19 protein-coding genes are annotated in these 21287 nt (G+C 38.6%); 3 read left to right on the forward strand and 16 right to left on the reverse strand.

Going from position 1 to position 21287, the window contains the following annotated elements:
- Positions 1-362 precede the first annotated feature (362 nt).
- The 5 genes from AC25CA_RS11140 to AC25CA_RS11160 all read right to left on the reverse strand — a co-directional run bounded on the left by AC25CA_RS11140 (position 363) and on the right by AC25CA_RS11160 (position 6056).
- Positions 363-1715, reverse strand: a complete 1353-nt coding sequence (locus AC25CA_RS11140; RefSeq protein ID WP_486813899.1) for an MATE family efflux transporter — start codon at positions 1713-1715, stop codon at positions 363-365.
- 35 nt (positions 1716-1750) lie between these two features.
- On the reverse strand, positions 1751-2197 hold the full coding sequence (locus tag AC25CA_RS11145) for a hypothetical protein (RefSeq protein WP_486813900.1): 447 nt from the start codon (positions 2195-2197) through the stop codon (positions 1751-1753).
- Positions 2198-2735: 538 nt separating this feature from the next.
- Positions 2736-3569: a formate/nitrite transporter family protein gene (locus AC25CA_RS11150; RefSeq protein ID WP_486813901.1), complete on the reverse strand. Its 834-nt coding sequence runs from the start codon at positions 3567-3569 to the stop codon at positions 2736-2738.
- A 59-nt stretch (positions 3570-3628) separates the two neighbouring features.
- The gene (locus AC25CA_RS11155; protein ID WP_486813902.1) at positions 3629-4837 is read right to left on the reverse strand and encodes a M20 family metallopeptidase; all 1209 of its coding nucleotides are present in this window, start codon (positions 4835-4837) and stop codon (positions 3629-3631) included.
- A gap of 22 nt (positions 4838-4859) precedes the next feature.
- Positions 4860-6056 carry a trans-sulfuration enzyme family protein gene (locus AC25CA_RS11160; protein WP_486813903.1) on the reverse strand — a complete coding sequence of 399 codons (1197 nt, stop codon included), beginning with the start codon at positions 6054-6056 and terminating at the stop codon, positions 4860-4862.
- Between the two features lie 262 nt (positions 6057-6318).
- Between AC25CA_RS11160 and AC25CA_RS11165 the strand changes: the two genes are divergently transcribed.
- Positions 6319-7227: a LysR family transcriptional regulator gene (locus AC25CA_RS11165; RefSeq protein ID WP_486813904.1), complete on the forward strand. Its 909-nt coding sequence runs from the start codon at positions 6319-6321 to the stop codon at positions 7225-7227.
- A gap of 211 nt (positions 7228-7438) precedes the next feature.
- Here AC25CA_RS11165 and AC25CA_RS11170 read toward each other — a convergent pair whose 3' ends face one another.
- The 5 genes from AC25CA_RS11170 to AC25CA_RS11190 form a co-directional block, all read right to left on the reverse strand.
- Entirely contained in the window at positions 7439-8338 is a 900-nt protein-coding gene (locus tag AC25CA_RS11170; RefSeq protein WP_486813905.1) for an IS3 family transposase, read from the reverse strand.
- Complete coding sequence (locus AC25CA_RS11175; protein ID WP_486813906.1) at positions 8335-9006, reverse strand: transposase; 672 nt, start codon at positions 9004-9006, stop codon at positions 8335-8337. Before AC25CA_RS11175 ends, AC25CA_RS11170 begins: the two co-directional genes overlap by 4 nt.
- Before the next feature lie 134 nt (positions 9007-9140).
- A complete protein-coding gene (locus AC25CA_RS11180; RefSeq protein WP_486813907.1) occupies positions 9141-9980 on the reverse strand; it encodes an exodeoxyribonuclease III in 840 nt (279 codons plus the stop codon).
- A gap of 153 nt (positions 9981-10133) precedes the next feature.
- Positions 10134-11519 carry an MBL fold metallo-hydrolase gene (locus tag AC25CA_RS11185; RefSeq protein WP_486813908.1) on the reverse strand — a complete coding sequence of 462 codons (1386 nt, stop codon included), beginning with the start codon at positions 11517-11519 and terminating at the stop codon, positions 10134-10136.
- Positions 11520-11802: 283 nt separating this feature from the next.
- Positions 11803-13308 (reverse strand): DUF1846 domain-containing protein, encoded by a 1506-nt coding sequence (locus AC25CA_RS11190; protein ID WP_486813909.1) that lies wholly within the window; start codon positions 13306-13308, stop codon positions 11803-11805.
- A gap of 401 nt (positions 13309-13709) precedes the next feature.
- On the opposite strand from AC25CA_RS11190, the gene AC25CA_RS11195 reads away from it, so the two are divergent.
- A complete protein-coding gene (locus AC25CA_RS11195) occupies positions 13710-14348 on the forward strand; it encodes a DNA alkylation repair protein (RefSeq protein ID WP_486813910.1) in 639 nt (212 codons plus the stop codon).
- Positions 14349-14601: 253 nt separating this feature from the next.
- Here the strand turns inward: AC25CA_RS11195 and AC25CA_RS11200 are convergent, their stop codons facing one another.
- The 6 genes from AC25CA_RS11200 to AC25CA_RS11225 form a co-directional block, all read right to left on the reverse strand.
- A complete protein-coding gene (locus tag AC25CA_RS11200) occupies positions 14602-15276 on the reverse strand; it encodes a GNAT family N-acetyltransferase (protein WP_486813911.1) in 675 nt (224 codons plus the stop codon).
- A gap of 292 nt (positions 15277-15568) precedes the next feature.
- Positions 15569-17584, reverse strand: a complete 2016-nt coding sequence (locus AC25CA_RS11205) for an FAD-dependent oxidoreductase (protein ID WP_486813912.1) — start codon at positions 17582-17584, stop codon at positions 15569-15571.
- A gap of 463 nt (positions 17585-18047) precedes the next feature.
- Positions 18048-18617, reverse strand: a complete 570-nt coding sequence (locus tag AC25CA_RS11210) for a hydrolase (protein WP_486813913.1) — start codon at positions 18615-18617, stop codon at positions 18048-18050.
- Between the two features lie 18 nt (positions 18618-18635).
- On the reverse strand, positions 18636-19439 hold the full coding sequence (locus AC25CA_RS11215) for a TrmB family transcriptional regulator (RefSeq protein ID WP_486813914.1): 804 nt from the start codon (positions 19437-19439) through the stop codon (positions 18636-18638).
- A gap of 12 nt (positions 19440-19451) precedes the next feature.
- Positions 19452-19751, reverse strand: a complete 300-nt coding sequence (locus AC25CA_RS11220) for an AzlD domain-containing protein (protein WP_486816601.1) — start codon at positions 19749-19751, stop codon at positions 19452-19454.
- A 1-nt stretch (position 19752) separates the two neighbouring features.
- Positions 19753-20445 (reverse strand): AzlC family ABC transporter permease, encoded by a 693-nt coding sequence (locus tag AC25CA_RS11225; protein ID WP_486813915.1) that lies wholly within the window; start codon positions 20443-20445, stop codon positions 19753-19755.
- A gap of 211 nt (positions 20446-20656) precedes the next feature.
- Here AC25CA_RS11225 and AC25CA_RS11230 point away from each other — a divergent pair, with 211 nt between their 5' ends.
- Positions 20657-21268 carry a lactate utilization protein gene (locus tag AC25CA_RS11230; protein ID WP_486813916.1) on the forward strand — a complete coding sequence of 204 codons (612 nt, stop codon included), beginning with the start codon at positions 20657-20659 and terminating at the stop codon, positions 21266-21268.
- Positions 21269-21287: the final 19 nt, after the last annotated feature.

Consider the following 21287-nt stretch of genomic DNA (forward strand, 5'->3'; position numbering starts at 1 on the left):
ACCTTTACAAATTCCATATAACGCTAGAATACGTTCATTATAACACAGTCGTTTTCAATTCTACCCCTTCTACTGACATCCCGTCTCACAATATGAAGCAGATCATCTATCAAGCAATGAAGTGATCTTTATGATTCCCGTCATAGTCCTTGCAGGTGATATTTCAGGCTTATTTACACGACTTATTGTCTTTTTATCAGCTTTTTATAAAGAGACTTCTCTCCCAATAAATTGAAAATAAATGTTATTCGCCTCCCGCCAATTCGGTGAGTTGCATCCGCAAATAGAAATGCCGTCTAAAAGCTAATTATTCATTCCTAAAGATATCTCGAATTTCCCCAAGTTAAAATCAAGCCTCTTCATCAACTTACTTCTGTATGCTCATTCACTAAGTTCTGAGTTTCCTTTAGAAATCGCTTCCTACCGACTAGTGCAATCAACCCATAATTTAAAAGCAGTGCGACAGCACACAGAATTAGAAAAATAAGGCTATTCCCTTTTGCAAAGGTTGCGCAAGCCAACACAAAGGCTAATATAATCGCATTGATCAGAGCGCTACGATATAACACAAATCGACTAAGTCCTATTGCCTGCAAAGCGTATGAGTAGACTGTCGATGGAATTCTCATGAGATTGGCCAGCAGGTAAAGAAAAAATAGACTTGAAGCCAAGGAAACAACATTCAAATTCGGGTTGATCAAAGCAAAAATTGATTCCCGAAACCCAAACCCAAGTATGCCAAGACTTCCATAAAAACATAAGGCACAAGCAACTGCTAACCTTGGTATAGACTTCACCAATTGCCAATTTGTTTCCATTTTCTCACTGACAATCGTCAAGGCTGCAGAGGCATACATAAACATAGGCATCTGTAGGATACTGATAACCTGAACAATCAGAAGATAGGATGCAAGGGCTACTTCACCCTGCCGTGAGACAATGGCGGTAATCACCATCATAAACACATTGCTCTCCAATACTTCCAAGCCCATAATGGGCAAACTCGCCTGAAAATTCAACTTGATGCGACTCAAATACACTGTCATCCGCTTATATTTGAATTGAATATCTCCACTTGCCATAAGTGTATAAACCAAAAGACTCATAAGCAAAGAAGCCACTGTCGCATAACCCGCTCCCCGTACTCCCATAGGCTTAAATCCTAATTTGCCGAAAATCAGTACATAATCCAAAAGCAAGTTCATCAATGAGGCTATAAGAGACACCCACAAGATATGCTTTGTTTTTTGAATTACCTTAAAATACGTAGTGAACGAAAAGACGAGCATTTGTATCACAATGCTCCATTTAACAATACCAAGATACGCTTCTGCATCCGACAAAATTTCACCTTGAAATCCAAAGATTCCAGTTAACAAACTCCGATGGAAGACCATGATTCCAATCAATAGAGTCCCACCCAGAATAAGACTCAATAATAGAGATGAAATCAATTCATCACAAAAGCTTTCTTTATCTTGTCTTCCCAAGGCCCTTGATCCGTTGATATTAAAAACGATGACCGTGCAACCCATAATGCCAACTAGCATGTAAATCAACTGATACACCGACCCCACTGCTCCAAAGGCTGAAACTGAAATTCTTCCAATCATTGCCTGATCTGTGGTGCTAATAATCATTGAACTAATGGACTGAATGATCAAGGGAATCGCCAAAGCATTCAATGATTGAATTGTACTCTTTTGCTCTTTCATCCGGTCCCCCCAACGCTACAAGTCTTTCACAAACGTTATTTGTTTCTCTCACTCTCAACCAATTCATCAAAGAAGAATATACCTTCTGTAAGATTGATGAAAACAATCCCATGATCGCCCTTTAGACGATATTCTTTCCCATTCATCATTGCCCTTTCTTCATTTGCGCTGATGACAAACAAACCCCCGTCCTTCAAATGAATCTTCATCTCAATGACAAGTTCTCCCCCATCAGACTCTCCCGGTAAATAGGTAAGCAAATTGGTTAGATTCAATGCTGTTTCCACATCATCAATTTCTGTCAATCTTCTACTGTGATTATCCAATTTGTAATCCGTTATTTCAATAAAGGAGATTTCCTCTAGCTCTGGAATAGTCAACAAAGGAATACCATTCATTAGTACAAAACCAATAGCAACAATAACAGCCGTTATCATGCCTACTTGCCAAAAATAATTTTTCTTACACTTACCTGTTTTCATTAAATTATGCTCTCTTTCATGTGTATTACCAAACTGCAATCACTTCATCCATATATATTGCCATTCATTTTCCAGTTATTATGAATGTTACGCAACGTATAAATTATAACATACAAATTTAACCAGCCCCTGAACTCGACGAAGTATGCGAGATACAAAACGCCTCGCAAACAAAAAAACTATTCTCATCCTTATCATTCAATGGGTAAAGAACATGCGATTACGTAAGAAGAGCATTCGTATCTCGCACAAGTAACGATGGCCTTTTTTATGTGAACTCTATCAATAAAAAAATGAACTATTTTAACTGGACGAGTTATCTTGTCAAAGAGATCTCTCGTTTTTGTTCGAACCCCACTTCCCTTCCCAAGATCAAATAAGGCATAAGTCAAACACCCTTTATCAGTAGAGTCCTTAAAATCACGAGTAGAAGATTCATCATTAGCCACTTTATAGAGTGACGATCAATGCGGTGATTTTTTTATTCCCCATCTTTATCTACTTCGACAAATGAAAAAAACGACCTAAAAAGGTCGTTTTACATGTAAAGAGAATCCGTTTTTACCATTTGCATTTTGTCTGACTCGGGTTTTGAACTAGAGCTGCTTCCAAGATAATAATAAACAGCACCTATTGCTCCTCCACCCACAATATTTCCAAGGGTTACAGGGATGATGTTGCTTATGGTTCCCGCAAGTGATATTTCTGACGTCGTGAATGGAGTAATCATACTCATAACAAATAGCGCCATATTGGCTATACTATGCTCAAAACCACTGGTACAAAAGCCATATACACACCACACCAAAATCATCATTTTTGCGGGTTCTGATTTTAATTTGGCACAAGACCATGTAGCAAGAACAACCATCATATTACAAAGAATTCCTCTTGCAAAACTGTGCATAATCGGAAGCTGCATCTTTGCCACACTACTACTTACAATATAATTTGCAGTTACGGAATTATCCAATAATCCACCAGCACCGATCAATAGAGCGATTACCGTTGCACCAAGGAAGTTCCCCACATAGACAAAACAAGCCAATTTTATCCCATCTTTTACTGTAATGGATCGATTGAGAACACCGATGGTCATTACCCCTACATTTCCCGTAAAAAGCTCACTTCCTGCATATACAATCAATGTAAAGCTAAGAGCAAATGATATTCCAAAAATAATTTTTGCAAAGCCTACTGTAAATTCATTATTGACTAAAGAACCGCCTGCAGAATATGCCAAGATCATGCCTAATCCACAAAAAACGCCCGCCATCATGGAATATATAAAAAATTTCATGGGTTCATTTATAAAATTATGCATTTTCTTTTTTGCTATTTCAGATACCTCAACTACACCTGCTTGCTCCATATAGTAAACACTCTCTTTACTTGCCCCCCAATGATCCATAGAAAATCAGGGGGCCTATTTTATTTTTGGATATTCGATAAACTTTCTGTAATTGCAAGGCAGCCTGCAATTCCTTCTTTGAGCATATTTAAATCAATATTGTCTTTTGTTGTATGGCAGTATTTTATTTCAGCAGGTGAATACCCGATCACTTGAACACCTTTTGAGGCATAATGGCCACTGTCCGTGGCAAAAGCCCATGGCTTTGTTTTTACCTCTCGCCCAAATGTTTTCTCAAGCGCACTTTTTGCCGCCAGAACGAGTTCGCTATTTTTATCGATTTGAAAAGCCGGGAGGCCATTGAGACCGCGCCCCTTAAATCCTGTATAGGTAGTAATATCAACCATGATAATTTCCATATCAACGGTTATTCCTTCAAACATACATTGGTCTACGATGCTTCTGACTCTCTCAATGATCGATTCATTGGTTTCCGATGGTACGCTTCTATAATCCAATGTAAGCACGACTGTACTCGGCACAATGTTTGTCCCCTCTTCAGAGGATGTAATTCTTGTAGGTGTGATTTTAGAAGAACCAAAATTCTCATCATACGCCACCGGAAAATCGTTTAACGCTTCAAGAAACTTGTGCAAATAGTCAAAAGGATTTACTCCGCTTTCAGGAATACTTGCATGACAAGACCTACCGTTTATGGTTACATCAATCGCAATTCTCCCTTTACAGGCAATCGCTATGTCATTTTCAGTCGCTTCGCCGACTAGAGCGAAATCAGTTAAAAACTTTTCCTCTGCTGCCATATGCATAGCACCGAATCCAGCAACCTCTTCCTGAACAACGCAAACGCAATATACATCTCCCTTCGGCATGATTCCGGCTTTTTTTAGGATATAGGGGGTATACAGCATTGGTGCAAGCGTACCTTTTGTATCACTGGCTCCCCGTCCCCAAATTTTACCTTCCGCTACAACACCAGAAAAAGGAGGATATTTCCATTTATCAAGCTGGCCTTCTTCCACTGTGTCCATATGGCAATAAAGCATGGTGCTTTTCCCGCCTCCGCTACCTTTCATAATTCCAATAACATTTCCTACTTCATCAACATGAATTTCATCGTAATCCAAGGCATGCATCTTCTCTTTTATATAATCAGCAACTCCGCCTTCATTTCCTGAAACACTTGGTATTTGTAATAGTTCAGAAGCTGTTATGACAATTTCATCGAAGTATGTTTCCGCAAGTTCATTGAAATTTTTACTCATTTTCATCTTCCTCCTTATTTCACCGAATTTATATTCGATCAAGTGCAGATTTTAATTCTTCGATTATATCATCAACATCTTCAAGTCCGATTGAAAACCTCAACTGACCGTTTGATATTCCAACCCTTTGCAACTCATCTTTACTATATGCCCGATGAGATGTTTTAGCTGGATACGACAAAGTCGTGCTTACACCTGCTAGGCTTGGAACAAATTTAATGCTTTCACATTCTTTTATAAATTTAGTAGCCGCCTCTTCGCCTCCTGCAAGATCTGCACTCAGCATTCCGCCGCACCTTCCGTTAATAAAGAATTTTTGAGCCAACTCATAGGAAGGAGAAGATTCGAGTCCAGGATAATAAACGTTCTCAATTTTGGGATGGCTTTCAAGAAACTTTGCCACTTTCAAGGCATTTTTGCTGTGCTTTTCTATCCTAATTTCCAATGTGCGCAAGCTTCTGGCTAAGAGCCATGCATCAAAAGGACTCATTGTGGCACCATAAAGAATGCTAAATCTGCGCAGATGATCTGTTGTTTCCTTATCTGCTAGTAGTGCGCCACCGATGATGTCGCTATGGCCGCCTAAAAATTTTGTTGTACTATATGCGACAATATCTGCGCCGAAAGAAAGAGGCTTAACAATAGCAGCCGTTGCAAATGTATTGTCAACGATCAGCTTGCAGTCGTGCTTATGCGCAATCATGCTAATTTTTGAGATGTCCATGACTTCCATTAGTGGATTTGAAATGGTTTCCGTGTAAATGATTTTTGTATTTGCTTTGATATATTTTTCAATATCATCATTTACAAAATCAACAAAGGTAACTTCTACTCCAAATCGTTTTATTTCATTGGTAAAGTAATCATACACGCCCCCATAAAGAACCGGTGATGAAATAATATGATCTCCAGATTCTACGTTGGCAAGTATTGCCGTAATAATTGCAGCCATACCAGATGAAAATACCAAAGCGCCATCACAGTCTTCTGCAGCAGCTAATATTTCACCCACACCATCTGTTGTTGGATTTGACATTCGCGAATAGACATACCCCTCAGCGGTTCCATCATAGACCGATTCTAAAGAGTCGACATCGTCAAAAGAAAAAACTGAACTCATGAAAATTGGAGGTACTTTTGGTACTGAAACAGAACGTAATACCTTTTTTGTAAACTCCACTTCCCCAGAATGAATAATTTTAGTGCTAGGCTTTTTTTGTGACATAATAATTTCCTCCTTCAATTTTTCCAATGATTAAAATGGTTATCTATTCGTCAACCGTATATCCGAATATAACTATAAAAAATATATAAATATTGAATACTCCTCTACGTTTCATTGACTATTATAAATTTATCACATACAGTTATAGCTGTAAAATATCAATAATTTATTACTTTTAATAACTTAACTCTATAACTCGATAAATTTACTATGTAACATGGTCTTTTGCTAGATTAACAAATAAAAGAAAGGAGACGACGTTATGACCATTCAACAATTAAAGTACTTGGTTGAAATATCAAGGTGTGGTTCTATGAATAAAGCGGCAAAGAATTTATTTGTTTCTCAACCAAGCATTAGTAAAGCAATTCGTGAACTAGAGGATGATCTTCGAATAGAAATTTTCCACCGTGATCATACAAAAAAACTTAAATTCACTCTTGAAGGAACCGAACTTCTACTTCATGCCAAGAGCATAATTGAGCAATCCGATAATATTGAGCAACTTTTCGCCAGTAAAAACAAACAGGAGTATTTACGCCTTATCGTTTCTTCTCAGCACTATGCATTTGTCGTAAAATCATTCATCGAATTTATGAACAATCATAATTTCAACGATTACGAGCTTCTCCTCAGAGAAAGAAAAACCTATCAAATCATTGAAGACGTGTATACCCAGCAAAGCAATGCAGGCATCATTTGCCTTTCTACTTCAACAGAGAAATTCGTGAGAAAATATCTTCTCTCAAAAAATATCGAATTTCACTCTCTTGCAATCGTAAATCTTCACGCCTTCCTGCGAAAGGATCATCCCCTGGCAGGACAAAAAATGGTAAGTCTCGAAGAGCTTTCAAAATATCCTTATATCCAATATGAACAAGAGAATAACTCCCTTAACTTTTCAGAAGAAGCGATTGTAATCCATGCAAAACAATCAGTCCATGTTCTGGATCGCGCCACAATGAACAACATCATATGTCACACTGATAGTTTCAATATAGGAACAGGCTTTTTAATTGAAGGAATTATCGAACGGGATTTAATCAGCATCCCAGTGAGCAACATTAATGAAAAACTGAACGTAGGCTGGATCAAAATCAAGAATTTCTCTCTGGCGACAGAAACAAAAGAATTTATTGATTTATGTTATAAAAACATACAAACACAATGAATCTTAAGATCAGACCGCACGTCTTCCCTCTATGGTATTTATATTTGAAAAGTTTTGAAGGCCGATGACTTGTTATGAACACTCTTCTTCGGCTCGATAAAATTTGACAAAGAAAAACGACCCGAGGGTCGTTGAACCGCTCCCTGTCAAGTGGACAGTGGAAATAATAAAAACTATGGTGATGCTGATCAACAGATTGGCATCACTATTTTTATGCCGCCAACTCATTTAGATAATGGCGGTATTGAAATGGCGTCATCTCATTAAGCCGTTTCTGATAACGATAGTGATTGTAGTAAGATATGTACTCATCAATCGCCTGCTCCAATTCTTCATAGCTTTGAAATCTACGCCAATGATACGTTTCCGTTTTCAGAATAGCCCAAAATCCTTCCATCGGACCATTGTCAATGCAGCGTCCAACACGCGACATGCTTTGGGTCATGCCTGCGTCATTCAGCTTAGTTTTAAATACCTTGTTGGTGTATTGAAACCCCCTGTCGCTATGAAATAGCGGAGTAGCATCCGGATATGCCTCAACTGCGCGATCAAAGGTCTCGAATACGAGAGGGTTGTTGTTGGATTTTCCAATTACATAGGAAACAATACTCCGATCACCTAGGTCCAAAATCGCGCTCAAATAAGCCTTCTTGCCGTTTCCGTACTTGAATTCAGTCACATCGGTCAGCCATTTTTGATGAATGTTTTCAGCGTTAAAATCGCGATTCAAGAGATTCTCGGCAGTAATCTCAGGCGTGGATGGCGTGTATCTCCGTTTCTTCCGTCGACAGATCGACTTCAGGCCAGCAATCTTCATCAGCCGATATACGCGTTTATAGTTGACGTGCAGGTTTTCGTCATTTCGCAAATGCATAGTAACTTGCCGATAACCAGCAGCGCCATTCTTCTCCTCGTAAAACTCGATGATCTTTCCGAGAATTTCTTCATTCTGCTTCTCATTTTCGCTTTTATCTCGTTTTAACCATTTATAGTACGAAGATCTGTATACGCCAAGAATCTCGCACATGATCATAATTGGATAATTTCTTTCCTTGTTCAGCTCGTAGATCGCAAGGTATTTACTCTCTTGCCGCACGAGGCTCAGCGTCACCTTCTTTCTATCTCCTCCAACTTTTTTAGCAGTTCGTTCTCAATTTCAAGACGCTTGTTTTTTGCTTTCAGCAACTCAATCTCTGCTTTCATTCGTTCCGCTTCTGTAAGCTCGCTTTCTGGTTTTCGCTTGCCCCTGCGGTCTTCCAGTCCTTCCAGACCCTTTTCTTCATACTTCAAGACCCAATTTCGAACCTGCTGATAGGAAACCTCAAACTTCTCTGATGTTTCCTTGTAATTATTATCATTGGCGATGCAATGAATCACGATTTGCACACGCTCCGCAAGCGTTGTTTTTCTTCCCTTAGTCATGATTGGATTCCCTCCACTTGATTTTATCTTCTCATGGCTATTATACTTGCAAATCCAGTCTAGGAGTTGTTTCTTTGATCGTAAACCATACTTAGAACTTATTGTCTGTAGTGATCTTCCACCCGACAAATAATCTTGAACCGCCGCTAATTTGGTCTCAGTTGAATACGAATGATTCGTGTTTGATGGAAGTAAACCTGCCACTCCAGTTGCTCTGTAAATATATATCCAATCGCGAACTGTTGATTGTGACACCGACAACTGGTCTACAATTTGCAATCTACTTTTTTCTCCACGGAGATATGCTTCAACTGCCTTGATCTTTACCTCAGCAGATACCTTGCTTTTTCTTCCCATACGAAAACTCCCCTTGTAAAAGACAGTTTTATTATTTCTACTGTCTCCTACAGGGGGAGCATATCACGTTTCACATTATTTTCGTATATTAAAACCATGCTTCTTCAAATTCTTATGCTAACGAATTCCAAGAATTATTTTTCTGAATTTAAATCTATTTCCAATAAAATTGGCGCGTGATCCTGTCTTGCTCCAGAATCCACCATCTCAGACTTAACAACTTTGTTTGCTAGTCGATCACTCACTAGCCAATAATCAATTCTCCAGCCTGAATTATTGATCTTACTCGTTTTCACCCTTTGCGCCCACCATGAATATGCACCAGTCACATCTCCATGAACAAGTCTGAATGTATCTGTAAAACCTTTGTTTAATAAATTTGTGAAGCCTTCTCGTTCCTCATCCGTAAAACCTGCTGACCTACGGTTATTCTGTGGATGCGCCAAATCGATCTCTTTATGGGCTACATTATAGTCTCCTGTTGCTAAAACAGGTTTCTTTTGATCTAGGCTCTGAAGATACTCAGCATACTTCTCATCCCAAACTTGTCTTTCATTCAATCGTTTTAGCCCATCTCCGGCATTAGGCGTATATACCTGAGTGAGATAAAATTCACCAAAATCCAAAGTAATAATTCTTCCTTCTAGATCCATTGTATCAGGAGCCTGAATCTCAGGATAAAATACTTCTGGAAGGTATTTGTCTTTATATAAAAACATCGTCCCCGCATAGCCTTTTCTAGCTGGTTCCTTAGAACTTCTCCATTGATAAGAGTATCCCTTAAAATACTCGGCTAAATGCTGCATATGCTTCTTGCTTGGCCCATTGGTTGGTAATTTGGTTTCTTGCAAAGCAATTACATCCGCATCCTTTTCCAAAATTGTATCAATTACTTTTCTTGTTAGTATCGCCCTATTTGAATCACTTGTTAAGGCCGCATTTAATGAATCAATATTCCACGAAATGAATCTCACATTAATCCTCCTTAATTGTTTAAATAATTTTCATCCAAACTTAAATTCACCTGTTTATTATACCCATAAGCTTGTAAAATATTGTATCACATATTCGCTTATATAAATTTAGGTTTCCTTACAAAAAAACACCCTATTTCTAGAGTGTTTCCATCAGTTCTCATCATCTTCAGCAACCAAAGGATATCCGAGGGACAACCAAGCTGTCATTCCCCCAATGACGTTAATGACATTTTGTGCTTTGCTGAAATTCAACATCAAACTCGCAGCAAGTAGTGACCGATTGCCAGAATTACATATAAAAGCAAGAGTTTTATTCCCTTCTAGTTGATGAAAATTATGTCTCACATCCGGAGCGGGTACGTGACTCGAACCTTGAATATGTCCTCGATCCCATTCACTTTTCAATCGGTTATCGATAAGACGTAAACTCCCTTCCTCATATCGTTCCTTCGCTTCAGAAGCTGAAACACTTTCAAATCTCGCCGTTATAAGACCACTCGCCGCATAGGCTGGCATCCCCCCTTTAAGGAATCCCGTAACATTATCAAGTCCCACACTATATAAGGCTCGAAGTACCCTTTGCATATCCTGCCTATCTTCTAAAACAAGCAAAATCGGCTGATCCGGTGGCAAAACCCAACCCGCGAAAGTAGCAAAATTGCCTTTTAGACTAAGGGCATATGCCCCTGGAACATGCGCCGAGGCAAATGCAAGTTGATCCCTAGTATCTACCACGATATATCCATGTTGACTACATTCCAAAAACTTTTCCGGCGAAAAAGCGACAGGCCTTTTCACTTCCGACACAGGCATAGCACCCCTTCTATTCAGTTCAGAACAGCGTGAAAAATGATCAGGTGCCTCGGGCATTTCTTTCAGGAAACTTTTGATAAAGGCTTCCTCTGGATGCTTCAGCATTGCTGTATTCTGCAGTTTCTCCGTTCCAATTGTAGATGAAAGTTTGGAAGAAAGCGCCTTTCCACACAGTGAACCCGCACCATGCGCTGGATACACTTCTATGTAGTCACCAAGTTTTTCAAGTCTTCTAAGACTCCGATATAACTTGGACGCTAGCTCTTCTTTTTTATCTGGGAACAAATCTGGTCTTCCAACGTCCCCCACTAAAAGTGTATCTCCAGTAAAGGCGACTACTGGTTCATTGCCTCTTTCAAGGTCTGTCACAAGATAAACAGTTGATTCTGGTGTATGTCCAGGCGTATCAAGCATTTTGAACAGCAATGTATCGATTTGGAATTCCTCTTCATCCTTGACAAGGTGATGCTCAAACTCAGCATTAGCCTTAGCCGTTACATAGATCGTTGCACCGGTCAGTTGTTTAAGCTCCACATGGCCAGAAACAAAATCTGCATGCAAATGGGTTTCAATAATCCCCTTGATCGGAAGCCCCAATGACTTCGCGATGGCAATATACTGCTTCACTTCTCTTGCAGGGTCTATGACAACGCAGGCAGATTTTCCTCCAATCACATACGAACAATGTGCAAGCCCCGGTGTGTACACTTGTTTAAACTCCATTTGCTTTCCCTCCTTGGTCGCTATTAAATAAATTTTACCCCGTCTCACCCCTTATCTATCATGCTTTGATATTTTTTACTACAAGTTAAATCCTGCTTTGTAATTCTTTACCCGCAAAGTCTACCAGCTTAAATACTCTCTCCCATAAAGATTGAATCCTATATCATTAAGCCATCTGTGATTTGCACCACCAATTTTACGATCTTAAAATTCAACTTTCAAACATAACAAAAAGGCTGTCTCAGTTTTGAAGACAGCCCTCATTTCACACATTAAACCATTTTTACTTCATATACAAATCATTGCTTGGGAACAAGGGGTCTGATGTTAAGCTGATCCCAATTTTTCTAATTTCTGACTCGTCGCCAGGAATAAGCATGTGCGTACAGTGAAGTTCGCACCCTGACAGTTCTTCCAATGTTTCCAGAGCAACTTTAGCCGTGTGGTTCGACGTCGCACTGATGCTTAATGCAATGAGTGTTTCCTGCAAGCTCAAGGCTTCAAAGTTCTCCTTAAGACGCTTCTTCAGCGCAATAATTGATTCAATAATACTTGGCGTCAGCAAGTAAATATTATCAGGAATCTTTGCCATATGCTTGATCGCATTCAAAATCACACTTGATGTTGCATTCATAATTTCAGAATTCTTACCTGTAATAATGGTACCATCTTTCAACATGATCGCTGCGCCACAAGAAATGATATCCAGATTCTTGTGTTTACAGCCCTTGGCTGCCTCACGAGCAGGCGTGACCACAAGACGATCTTCTTTGGCAAGACCTAGATTATCCATAATCAGCTCAGCACGTTCAACCGTTTCTTTATCTACAAGACCTTTCATATACTCACATTCATATACGAAACATCTTCTTATTATTTCCTGATGAGATGCTCGTCTCACAACATCATCATCGATAATGCCGTAACCGACCATATTTACACCCATGTCTGTTGGTGACTGATATACAGATTCTTCACCCGTGATTTTCTCTAGAATTCTTTTTAAAAGCGGAAAACTATCCACATCTCTGTTGTAGTTTACGGTTGTCTTATTGTATGCACCAAGATGGAAGGGATCAATAACATTGAAATCCTTTAAATCTGCTGTTGCCGATTCATAAGCAATATTCACCGGATGATTAAGCGGCACATTCCAAACGGGGAAGGTCTCGAACTTGGCATATCCAGACTTCTTTCCTCGTAGAGAATCATGATACAACTGACTCAAACACGTAGCTAGCTTTCCGCTACCCGGACCGGGAGCCGTTACAATAACCAGTTTGTTCTCCGTTATAATATATGGGTTAGCACCATAGCCTTCTTCACTGACAACCTTATTAATATCTGTTGGATAGCCTTTTGTAAATCCATGCGTATAGGTCTTAATACCGCGACGCTCCAGCTTATTCTTAAACTGTGTGGCAGCAGGCTGTCCTTCATAACGCGTGATGACAACACCAGCCACATTCAGTCCCCATTTTTTAAAATCATCAATCAGTTTTAAACATTCCATGTCATAAGTGATACCAAAGTCAGCGCGCATTTTTTTACGCTCAATATCCCCTGCATAGATAGCGATGATAATATCTGCATCATCTTTCAGTCGGCTGAGCAACTTCACCTTTACATTGGGATCATATCCAGGCAGAACGCGTGCCGCATGAAAATCATACATGAGTTTGCCTCCAAACTCTAAATACAACTTTCCATCATATCCTTTAACTCGTTCCAAAATATTTTCAAATTGCTGATTTAAGTACTTTTCATTATCAAACCCTTGTCTGTACATAGGTCCTCCTTCTCTTACGTTTTCACCCTATCTATCTTACACAATTTCCGGTGATATGAACACCTATTTTGTTATAATGTTCAAATATTCATCGATCAGCTGTACAGCCATCTGTTTCAGCGCTAACCACGTCCCCACTTGGTCCATGAATTCTCACATTCTACACTTGCTTTATGACATGATAAACACCATCCTCCATCTGATCTGAGACCACAAAATACACTTCGCTGAATTAAACTACTCATATTCTTTCAAATTGAAGAGGTGAAAGTTTGTACACTAAGCAGGTTAGAGTCTAATTGCTTAGGCTTTGACGCACTACCTCTTGTTAATATGTGTGCCTTAAAGGTTCATATGATATAATTTAAATGGAAACAATTTTGACTATAAGGAGGTAGAATATGGCTCATACTTTAACTAGTATTTTGAAGATCATAAATAAAGAATCAATGAAATACGGCGATTTGAAAAAGCTTGCTAAAGAGATCAAAAAAGACCATAAGCTTGCGATAGCCTTATGGGAGACCGGTCAATACCATCCAAGACTTTTGGCAGTCTTACTTTTAGATCGAAAGTTGATCACAGAAGAGTTTTTAGATAGAGTTTCTACTGATTTATTAAAACATAAGGAAGATGAATGGAAGTATATAACAGATTGGCTATTTGCTAATCAATTAAACAAATCTAAAAACCTTTTAGCTATGGTTGATGGATGGATGCGATCTGAGTCTCCAATAAAACGAAAGTTATTCTGGACACATCAATATCGTCTACGATGGACTGGCAAAACAGGACATGAGAACACGGAAGAGCTTATAGCCTTTATAGAAGAGACCATCATGAATGAGATACCACCAATCCAGGAATCGATGATTATGACAGCTGGATGGATTGGCGTATACAATCTCGAATATAGAGATCTATTGGTTAAATTTGGTGAGGACACTGGCTTGTATAAAGATTTGAAAGTGCCACCAGGGTGTACTCCGTGGTATTTGCCAGAATTTATTAGAATAGAGTCTGAGAAAAAAGGACTCTAATTTCGTTCAATAAGGTTATAGCAAGGCAAAATTATAGAATTATATAGTCTATAACATCTTTTGCATGAGTATAAAACAACCATAAAAGAATTGATTTTCACTTGACGAGTTATCCCTCTTTACGGATAACTCGTTCTTCATTTGCTAGCTGTTTTCCAGGTAACCAATCCAGTTCTTTGTCGTGTTTTACTTAGGCAAACAAAGCTTTATTTGCAAATTTCAGCAAAAAAACGACCAAATGGCCGTTTCATGTCTAAAGATTGATTTCCATAGTGATTAGATCTGATGACTCACGCTCAAAACCACTATCTCTTAAGAAACTCTCAAGCTTTATATTTTCTAGAGGAATTGTAAATGTTATTTTATGAATCCCTTGAGAAGCAGCATAATTTTTAGCAAATTCTAGGCAAGAGCAATACTTCCCATCCATCATGCTTATATGTAGCGAAAGCAGCTTCTGGAACCTTGCGCCACACACAATAAAGCTAGCATTTTCTACATTTTCAAACACCTTTCCCTCCATAGATAACCCCATTACAGTAGCAGGGTTAATTCTATAAAAAGTACGATTGCTAACAAGGTAGTTGTGGTACTCATCAGCTAAAGGAATAATTAATTCAACTGCACGTTGGGGGCTAACACGCGTAAATGTATCCTTTTTTTGACTAGGAGCAAAATCTATGAGGTTGTAGCCTCTAAAGCTTTGTGCCTTTTCTAATAAGTATCTTGCTGCAAGCCCTGCACTTACAACGTTACCAGCACCTGTATACATTGCCATGGATTTACAACCATGTTTTTTTGCTTGCACAAAATAATTCTTGTATATTTCTTTTCCAACTCCAAGACCTTGATATTTTGGATCAACTCTTAACGTTTCCAACCAAGCGCTACCATCGTAGAGTATTGTGAATTTACCTATTCCAGCCATTTTTCCATCGATATTATCCTCCCTTTTTTTCACCTATCTTGTAAAGACTTTTTTCCCCATAGTTGAATCATTTCCTTCCTTTACTCGGTACACTTTTAATTAAGCAAAGTGAGGAATAGTCATCTTGCAAAAAGTATCTCTCGATGGGGAAAAACTACCCCTTCCAATCTACCCATCGAATCAATCTAGTTGCTTGATTGAATAACCGAGAGAAAATACAGACTCTATCAGACATAATGAAAGCCACTTAGCTGTTAATTGTCTAAGTGGCTTCATCTATTTGACTATTTTGTTACGCTCTATAACTGGCCATCATTCTCGCAAGACCACCACCGTTTTGCGTATTTGTAAAACCATAGTGTTCGAGAATTCTAACTGCATAAGCACTACGTGCTCCTGATGCACAGTAAAGAACAATATCTCTATCCTTATTGCCTAATTCAGACATTCGACTTTCAATTTCATCAAGAGGAATATTAATGGCTCCAGGATAAGCGCCATATGCAAATTCGTTTGAAGTTCGCGTATCAACAATTAATGGACCTGATGTATTTTCTTCTTCTTCTGCCTTTATTTTTGGACTATTACCTTTTTCTTCTAGATCAGTATCTCCAATTATTTTCTGTTCCGGATCCAGCAAGTTTAAAATAAAGTTTAATGGTTTAACCGCTCTTGCATAATTGGAAAGGCTTATAAAACCACCACTTACATTTATGATATTATCAAAACCAGCACCCTTTAATTGACGCAGTACTTGATGACCTTTTTTACCCGTTTGATCGTAAAGCAGGATCAATTCGTCTTTTGGTAATTGATTGATCCTCGAATAAAGAAGTTCAAATGGAATATTAACAGAACCCTCAACATGAGCCTTTTCATATGAGAACACATCTCTCAAATCAATCCAAAGTGCTTTATTCTCTTGTAAATATGGATCTAGTTCACTAATCGTCAACGTAGGTGAATAACCTGAATTTCTATTTTCAGCAACATAAGCAGCCATATTAATTGCATCGTTTGCGTTCCCGAGTGGTGGTGAATAAGCAAAATCCATATCTGCTAAATCAGAAATCGTTAGTTTGGATGCTACAGCAGTTGCCAATACATCTAATCTTCTATCAGCACCGTCATAACCAGCAGTTTGTCCACCAATAATGATTCCAGTTTCTTTCTCATAGACAACAAGAACCGTTACTAATTCAGCTCCAGGATAATAGGATGTGTGATTCTCTTTGTGAACAACGATTGCATCTGCATCAATACCATTTGCTCTTGCAGCTTTTAAAGAGATCCCTGTAATACCCGCTACAGCTTCAAATACTTTAACGATTGACGTTCCAATCGAACCTTTATACTCATGTTTCTTACCAAGAGCATTTTCGGCGGCAATTCTACCTTGACGATTAGCTGGACCAGCAAGTGGAATTCGTACTTTTTTACCAAGTACACGATGTTCTAATTCAATCATATCACCAGCTGCATAAATATCATCATCACTGGTTTTTAATGTTGAATCAACTAATAACCCACCTGCTTGGCCCATATCAAGGCCAGCTTCTTGCGCCAGTGTTAAAGTCGGACGAACACCAATTGACAATAAAACCATATCTGCATTAACCTTTGTGCCATCTTTAAGCGTTACGCTGTTACTTTCAATTTTCGTTACTGCTTTATTCGTGAATAAATCAACGTCATAAGCGAATAATTCTTCTTGAATAAAGCCCGCTATTTCCGCTTCCATAATTCCCATTACATGAGGCATCATTTCAACAACAGAAACTTTTATCCCTCTTTTAGCGAGAGCTTCGGTCATTTCAAGACCTATGAAGCCTCCGCCTACAACCACAGCGGTTTTTGGTTCTTTTCCTTCAATAAATGAATTTATCTTATCCATATCTTCTAACGTCCAAAGTTGAAAAACATGATCTTGGTCTGCACCAGGAATTGGCGGAGCAATTGGTTTTCCACCTTGAGCCAAAATAAGTTTTGTATATTCAAATTGCTTCTTAACACCTGATTGTGAATTCTCCGTATATACAACTCGATTTACTCTATCAATTTTTGTTGCTTTTGTGTGAATATGAACCACTGTTTGATAGGCTTCATTAAAACTTTCAGGACTTTGTAAGATCAACTTAGAACGGCTCTTGATATCACCACCGATAAAGTATGGCAAACCGCAGTTAGCAAATGAAATATCTGCTCCGGCTTCAAGAATTGTAATTTCAGCATCCGTCGAAAGCCTTCTCACCTTAGCCGCTGCAGTCGCTCCAGCTGCTACACCACCAATAATAACTATTTTTTCCATTATAATCTCCTTTTAAAGTACTTAATTGATAATTGCTTTTTTAAATACCCCCCACCCGTATCAATAGGTTATTATCAGTTTACCCGGATACTTTCTTTTTGTCAAGTTCCGTCCCTATTTTTTTTGTAATATTTTCTTTCCTTTTTTGCCGTTTAAAAATATTCTAACAATCACCCTGCACGAGGTAGATCTCTTTTGCATTATTCGCACCACCAGCATGCCTGTGTAAATTGCTGATAATCTGTGCTGAATAAAAGTTTCTCTTGCTACAATAACTGGTGTAGATCATATTTTCGTAAACAAAAAACGACCCGAAGGTCGTTTCAAATTTTGGTGGAGGTGGAGCGTGTCAGGAGAACCCTCGACACAATACATGTGTTTCTCCTAATTTCATTCCACTAGACAATTCAATATATATAATGATTACTGACTAATAATCAAATCATCATTCTAGCATTGTTGATTAAATATTCAATGTCCCAACCAATGTCTTCATCGCCTCCAGTGTTTCTGCCATCAATTCATTCAATTCCCAACCAAGATTCTCAGCACCCGTACGAATTACATCGCGTGAACATCCTGCTGCAAAAGACTTATCTTTAAACTTTTTCTTCACTGATTTTAAAGTCATGTCTGATACACTCTTTGATGGACGCATCAGAGCTGCTGCACCGATAATACCCGTCAACTCATCAACAGCAAAGAGAATTTTCTCCATTTTATGCTCTGGCTTTACCTCAGTTTTTGTAATACCGTAACCATGACTAACTGTCGAGCGAATCACAGATTCATCTAAATTCAACTCGCGCATAAGCTCAACCTGCTTTACACAATGTTCTTCAGGATACATCCCAAAATCCAGATCATGCAATAGACCCACTACTTCCCAGAACTCAACATTATCAGGATCATGCTTTTCAGCGTAATAACGCATAACACCCCCTACAACCTGACCATGCAGAATGTGAAATGGCTCATTGTTATATTTTTTCAACATATCCAACGACTCTTGATACTTTGGTATAAATGACATACTATATCCTCCCCTTAATCATAGATAGAATTTCTTTCTTACTTGATCCATCTCTTGTTCATATTTTTCTTGATCTTCTTTTGTTAACTTCTCAGAATATACATTGATCATCAAATCATGTACAATATAATCTTCCATAATATCAATAACACCATAGTCATTGGTCCATGTAACTTGACTTTCTTCCCCTCTGGAAATAATTCCAGTTACAGCTTCCTTTTGGTCAATAATAATAATAATATATCTTTCAGCCTTTTCCTCTAAATAAGTCATTAACCGCCGATGTGTTAATACATCCTCGAACTGGTTATCATGTCCGAAGTAAATCCCTTTAACTTGCACGCCACGATTTATAGATTCTTTAAAGGGAATGGCCAAGTCCTGATACTCTTCCTGCCAAATAGAAACATCAATTCTCCTCTGCGCCTTTTCAAGCAACAAGCCTATAAACTCAAAAATATTCCGTCTTCCCGTTATGACTTTTGACTCATTTTTTACTTTACTTTTTACAAAGAGTTGTGTAGTTTCTTGCTCAACATGTCGAATCATACTCTCATAGTTTCTCTTAATTTTCTTAACTAACAGCTCTGGCTCCAAGGGATAATAAACAACTCCATTCTCTATTGTTTTTTCAAAAACCAACTGTTTTTTCGTCAAACTCTCTAGCACTTCATATATTCTTGACCTTGGCACACCTGAGTTTTTACTCAATGCGTAGCCATTCAGCGGCCAATCCTCCAATAACTTCAAATAAGCCTTTGCTTCGTACTTATTTAATCCCAATTGCCTCATCTCTTCCAATAAAATAAGTTGATTCTCCATGCTACCTCCCTTTTAAAAACCAAAACTAATAAACAGAGTACACGACAAAATTGCACCTAGGACTGGCTTTACTACCCCACCTTTCCAATATCCTATAAGAAGGGCAGTAATTACACCCATTATAGACACCTCAACATGACCTGGAATAGCCGTCAAGAATCCTGGAATAATTAGGGCACCAAGTGCTGCATATGGAATATACCCAAAGAATTCTTCCAGGCGCGGTGAAAATTTCCGATCTGCCATAACAACAAAAGGTATGAATCTAGGCAAGTAGGTAACAACCATCATACCCATAATCAAAACAGCCATATCATTCACAACAAACCTTCCCTTCCCGAATAAACAAACCCGCAAACGAAACGATTATAATCGCCGACACGATGCTCCACCCTTGCGGGAGATGACATACACGCAAGAAAAATGTGTTCAACAAGCCAGAAAGAACTAGCATGGACACGACTTTTTTTGATTTTTTCATCTCAGGCACCAAAATCGCAATAAACATTGCATATAAGGCAATTCCCATGCTCATCTGAACAAGTTCTGGTAAAACATTACCCAGCAAGTATCCAGCAAATGTACCTATGGCAAACGCAGAATAGGCACATAGCTCCAATACAATCATATATTCTAAAGTTAGTTCCTTTTCCTTCAAAGATGCAACGGAAAAAACTTCATCCGTCATACCAAATGCAATCAATGGTGCCATTCGTTTCCCCAACTCTGGCAATTTCGAAGCAAGAGACGCCGAAAAAAGAACATGCCGAAAATTCACTAATAATGTTGTAATTATAATCTCTCCAATTCCAACCCCTGCCAACAATAGATTCAATGCAATAAACTGACTCGCTCCTGCAAAAACGATCATGGAAAATCCCAAGCTTTCAATCCAGGAAATTCCTGCTGCCTTTGACAAAATCCCAAAAGCCATGGCAATTGGAATAAATCCAACAATAATAGGAACTCCATCATTTAATGCATCCCTTCTGCTACACTTTTCCATAAATCCTCCAAACCGTATACACTTTGGTAACTACTATAACTTTTGTTTGCAGTTTTGTCAACTCATCCTTATGGTCGAGTGAGTTATCTAAATAATAGAACTGTGCTTTCATACTCTCCACCAAATAGGATTTGACAGATAAGTTTGAAAATGATAATCTGTAATTAGTAACCACTGTAGTGAACACTATTTTGAAAAAGGGGGGTAATTTATGAAAGATGCTGTTCGAAACACGATCAAAGCGCTGAAGGAAAATGGTTTTGAAGTCCAATACTTTAAGAATTCATCCGATTTAAAAACAACTTTAATGGAGCAAATACCTTTATCGAGTAGCGTCGGTATCGGGGGGGCAAAAACAATCCATGAGCTTGGTCTCCACCGAGATCTGACAAAACGCGGTCAGCCAGTGTTTTGGCATTGGCTTGGTGATCAAAGCCAACGCACAAGCACACTTCAACTAGCTAGCCAAACAAACATCTACTTGTCTAGTGCAAATGGCATCACTGAGGATGGAAAAATCATAAATATTGATGGAGTTGGCAACCGTACATCATCCATATGCTATGGTCATGAGAAAATATATTTTATTGTTGGTACGAACAAAATATCAAAAAATGCATCCGATTCTATCCATCGAATAAAGACAGAGGCTTGCCCCCAAAATGCTGAAAGGCTTGATTTACAAACGCCTTGTCGCTATCTCAAAAAATGTACAGATTGCAGCTCACCTGACAGAATGTGCAATATAACGCTCATCCTTGAAAAATGCCCAATGAAAGCTGATATCTCGGTTTTCATCGTGCCTGAAAAACTCGGTTTCTAAGATGAAAGCGAACAATAAT

It is taken from the genome of Gottschalkiaceae bacterium SANA (assembly GCA_036323355.1).
Lineage (GTDB): Bacteria > Bacillota > Clostridia > Tissierellales > GPF-1 > GPF-1.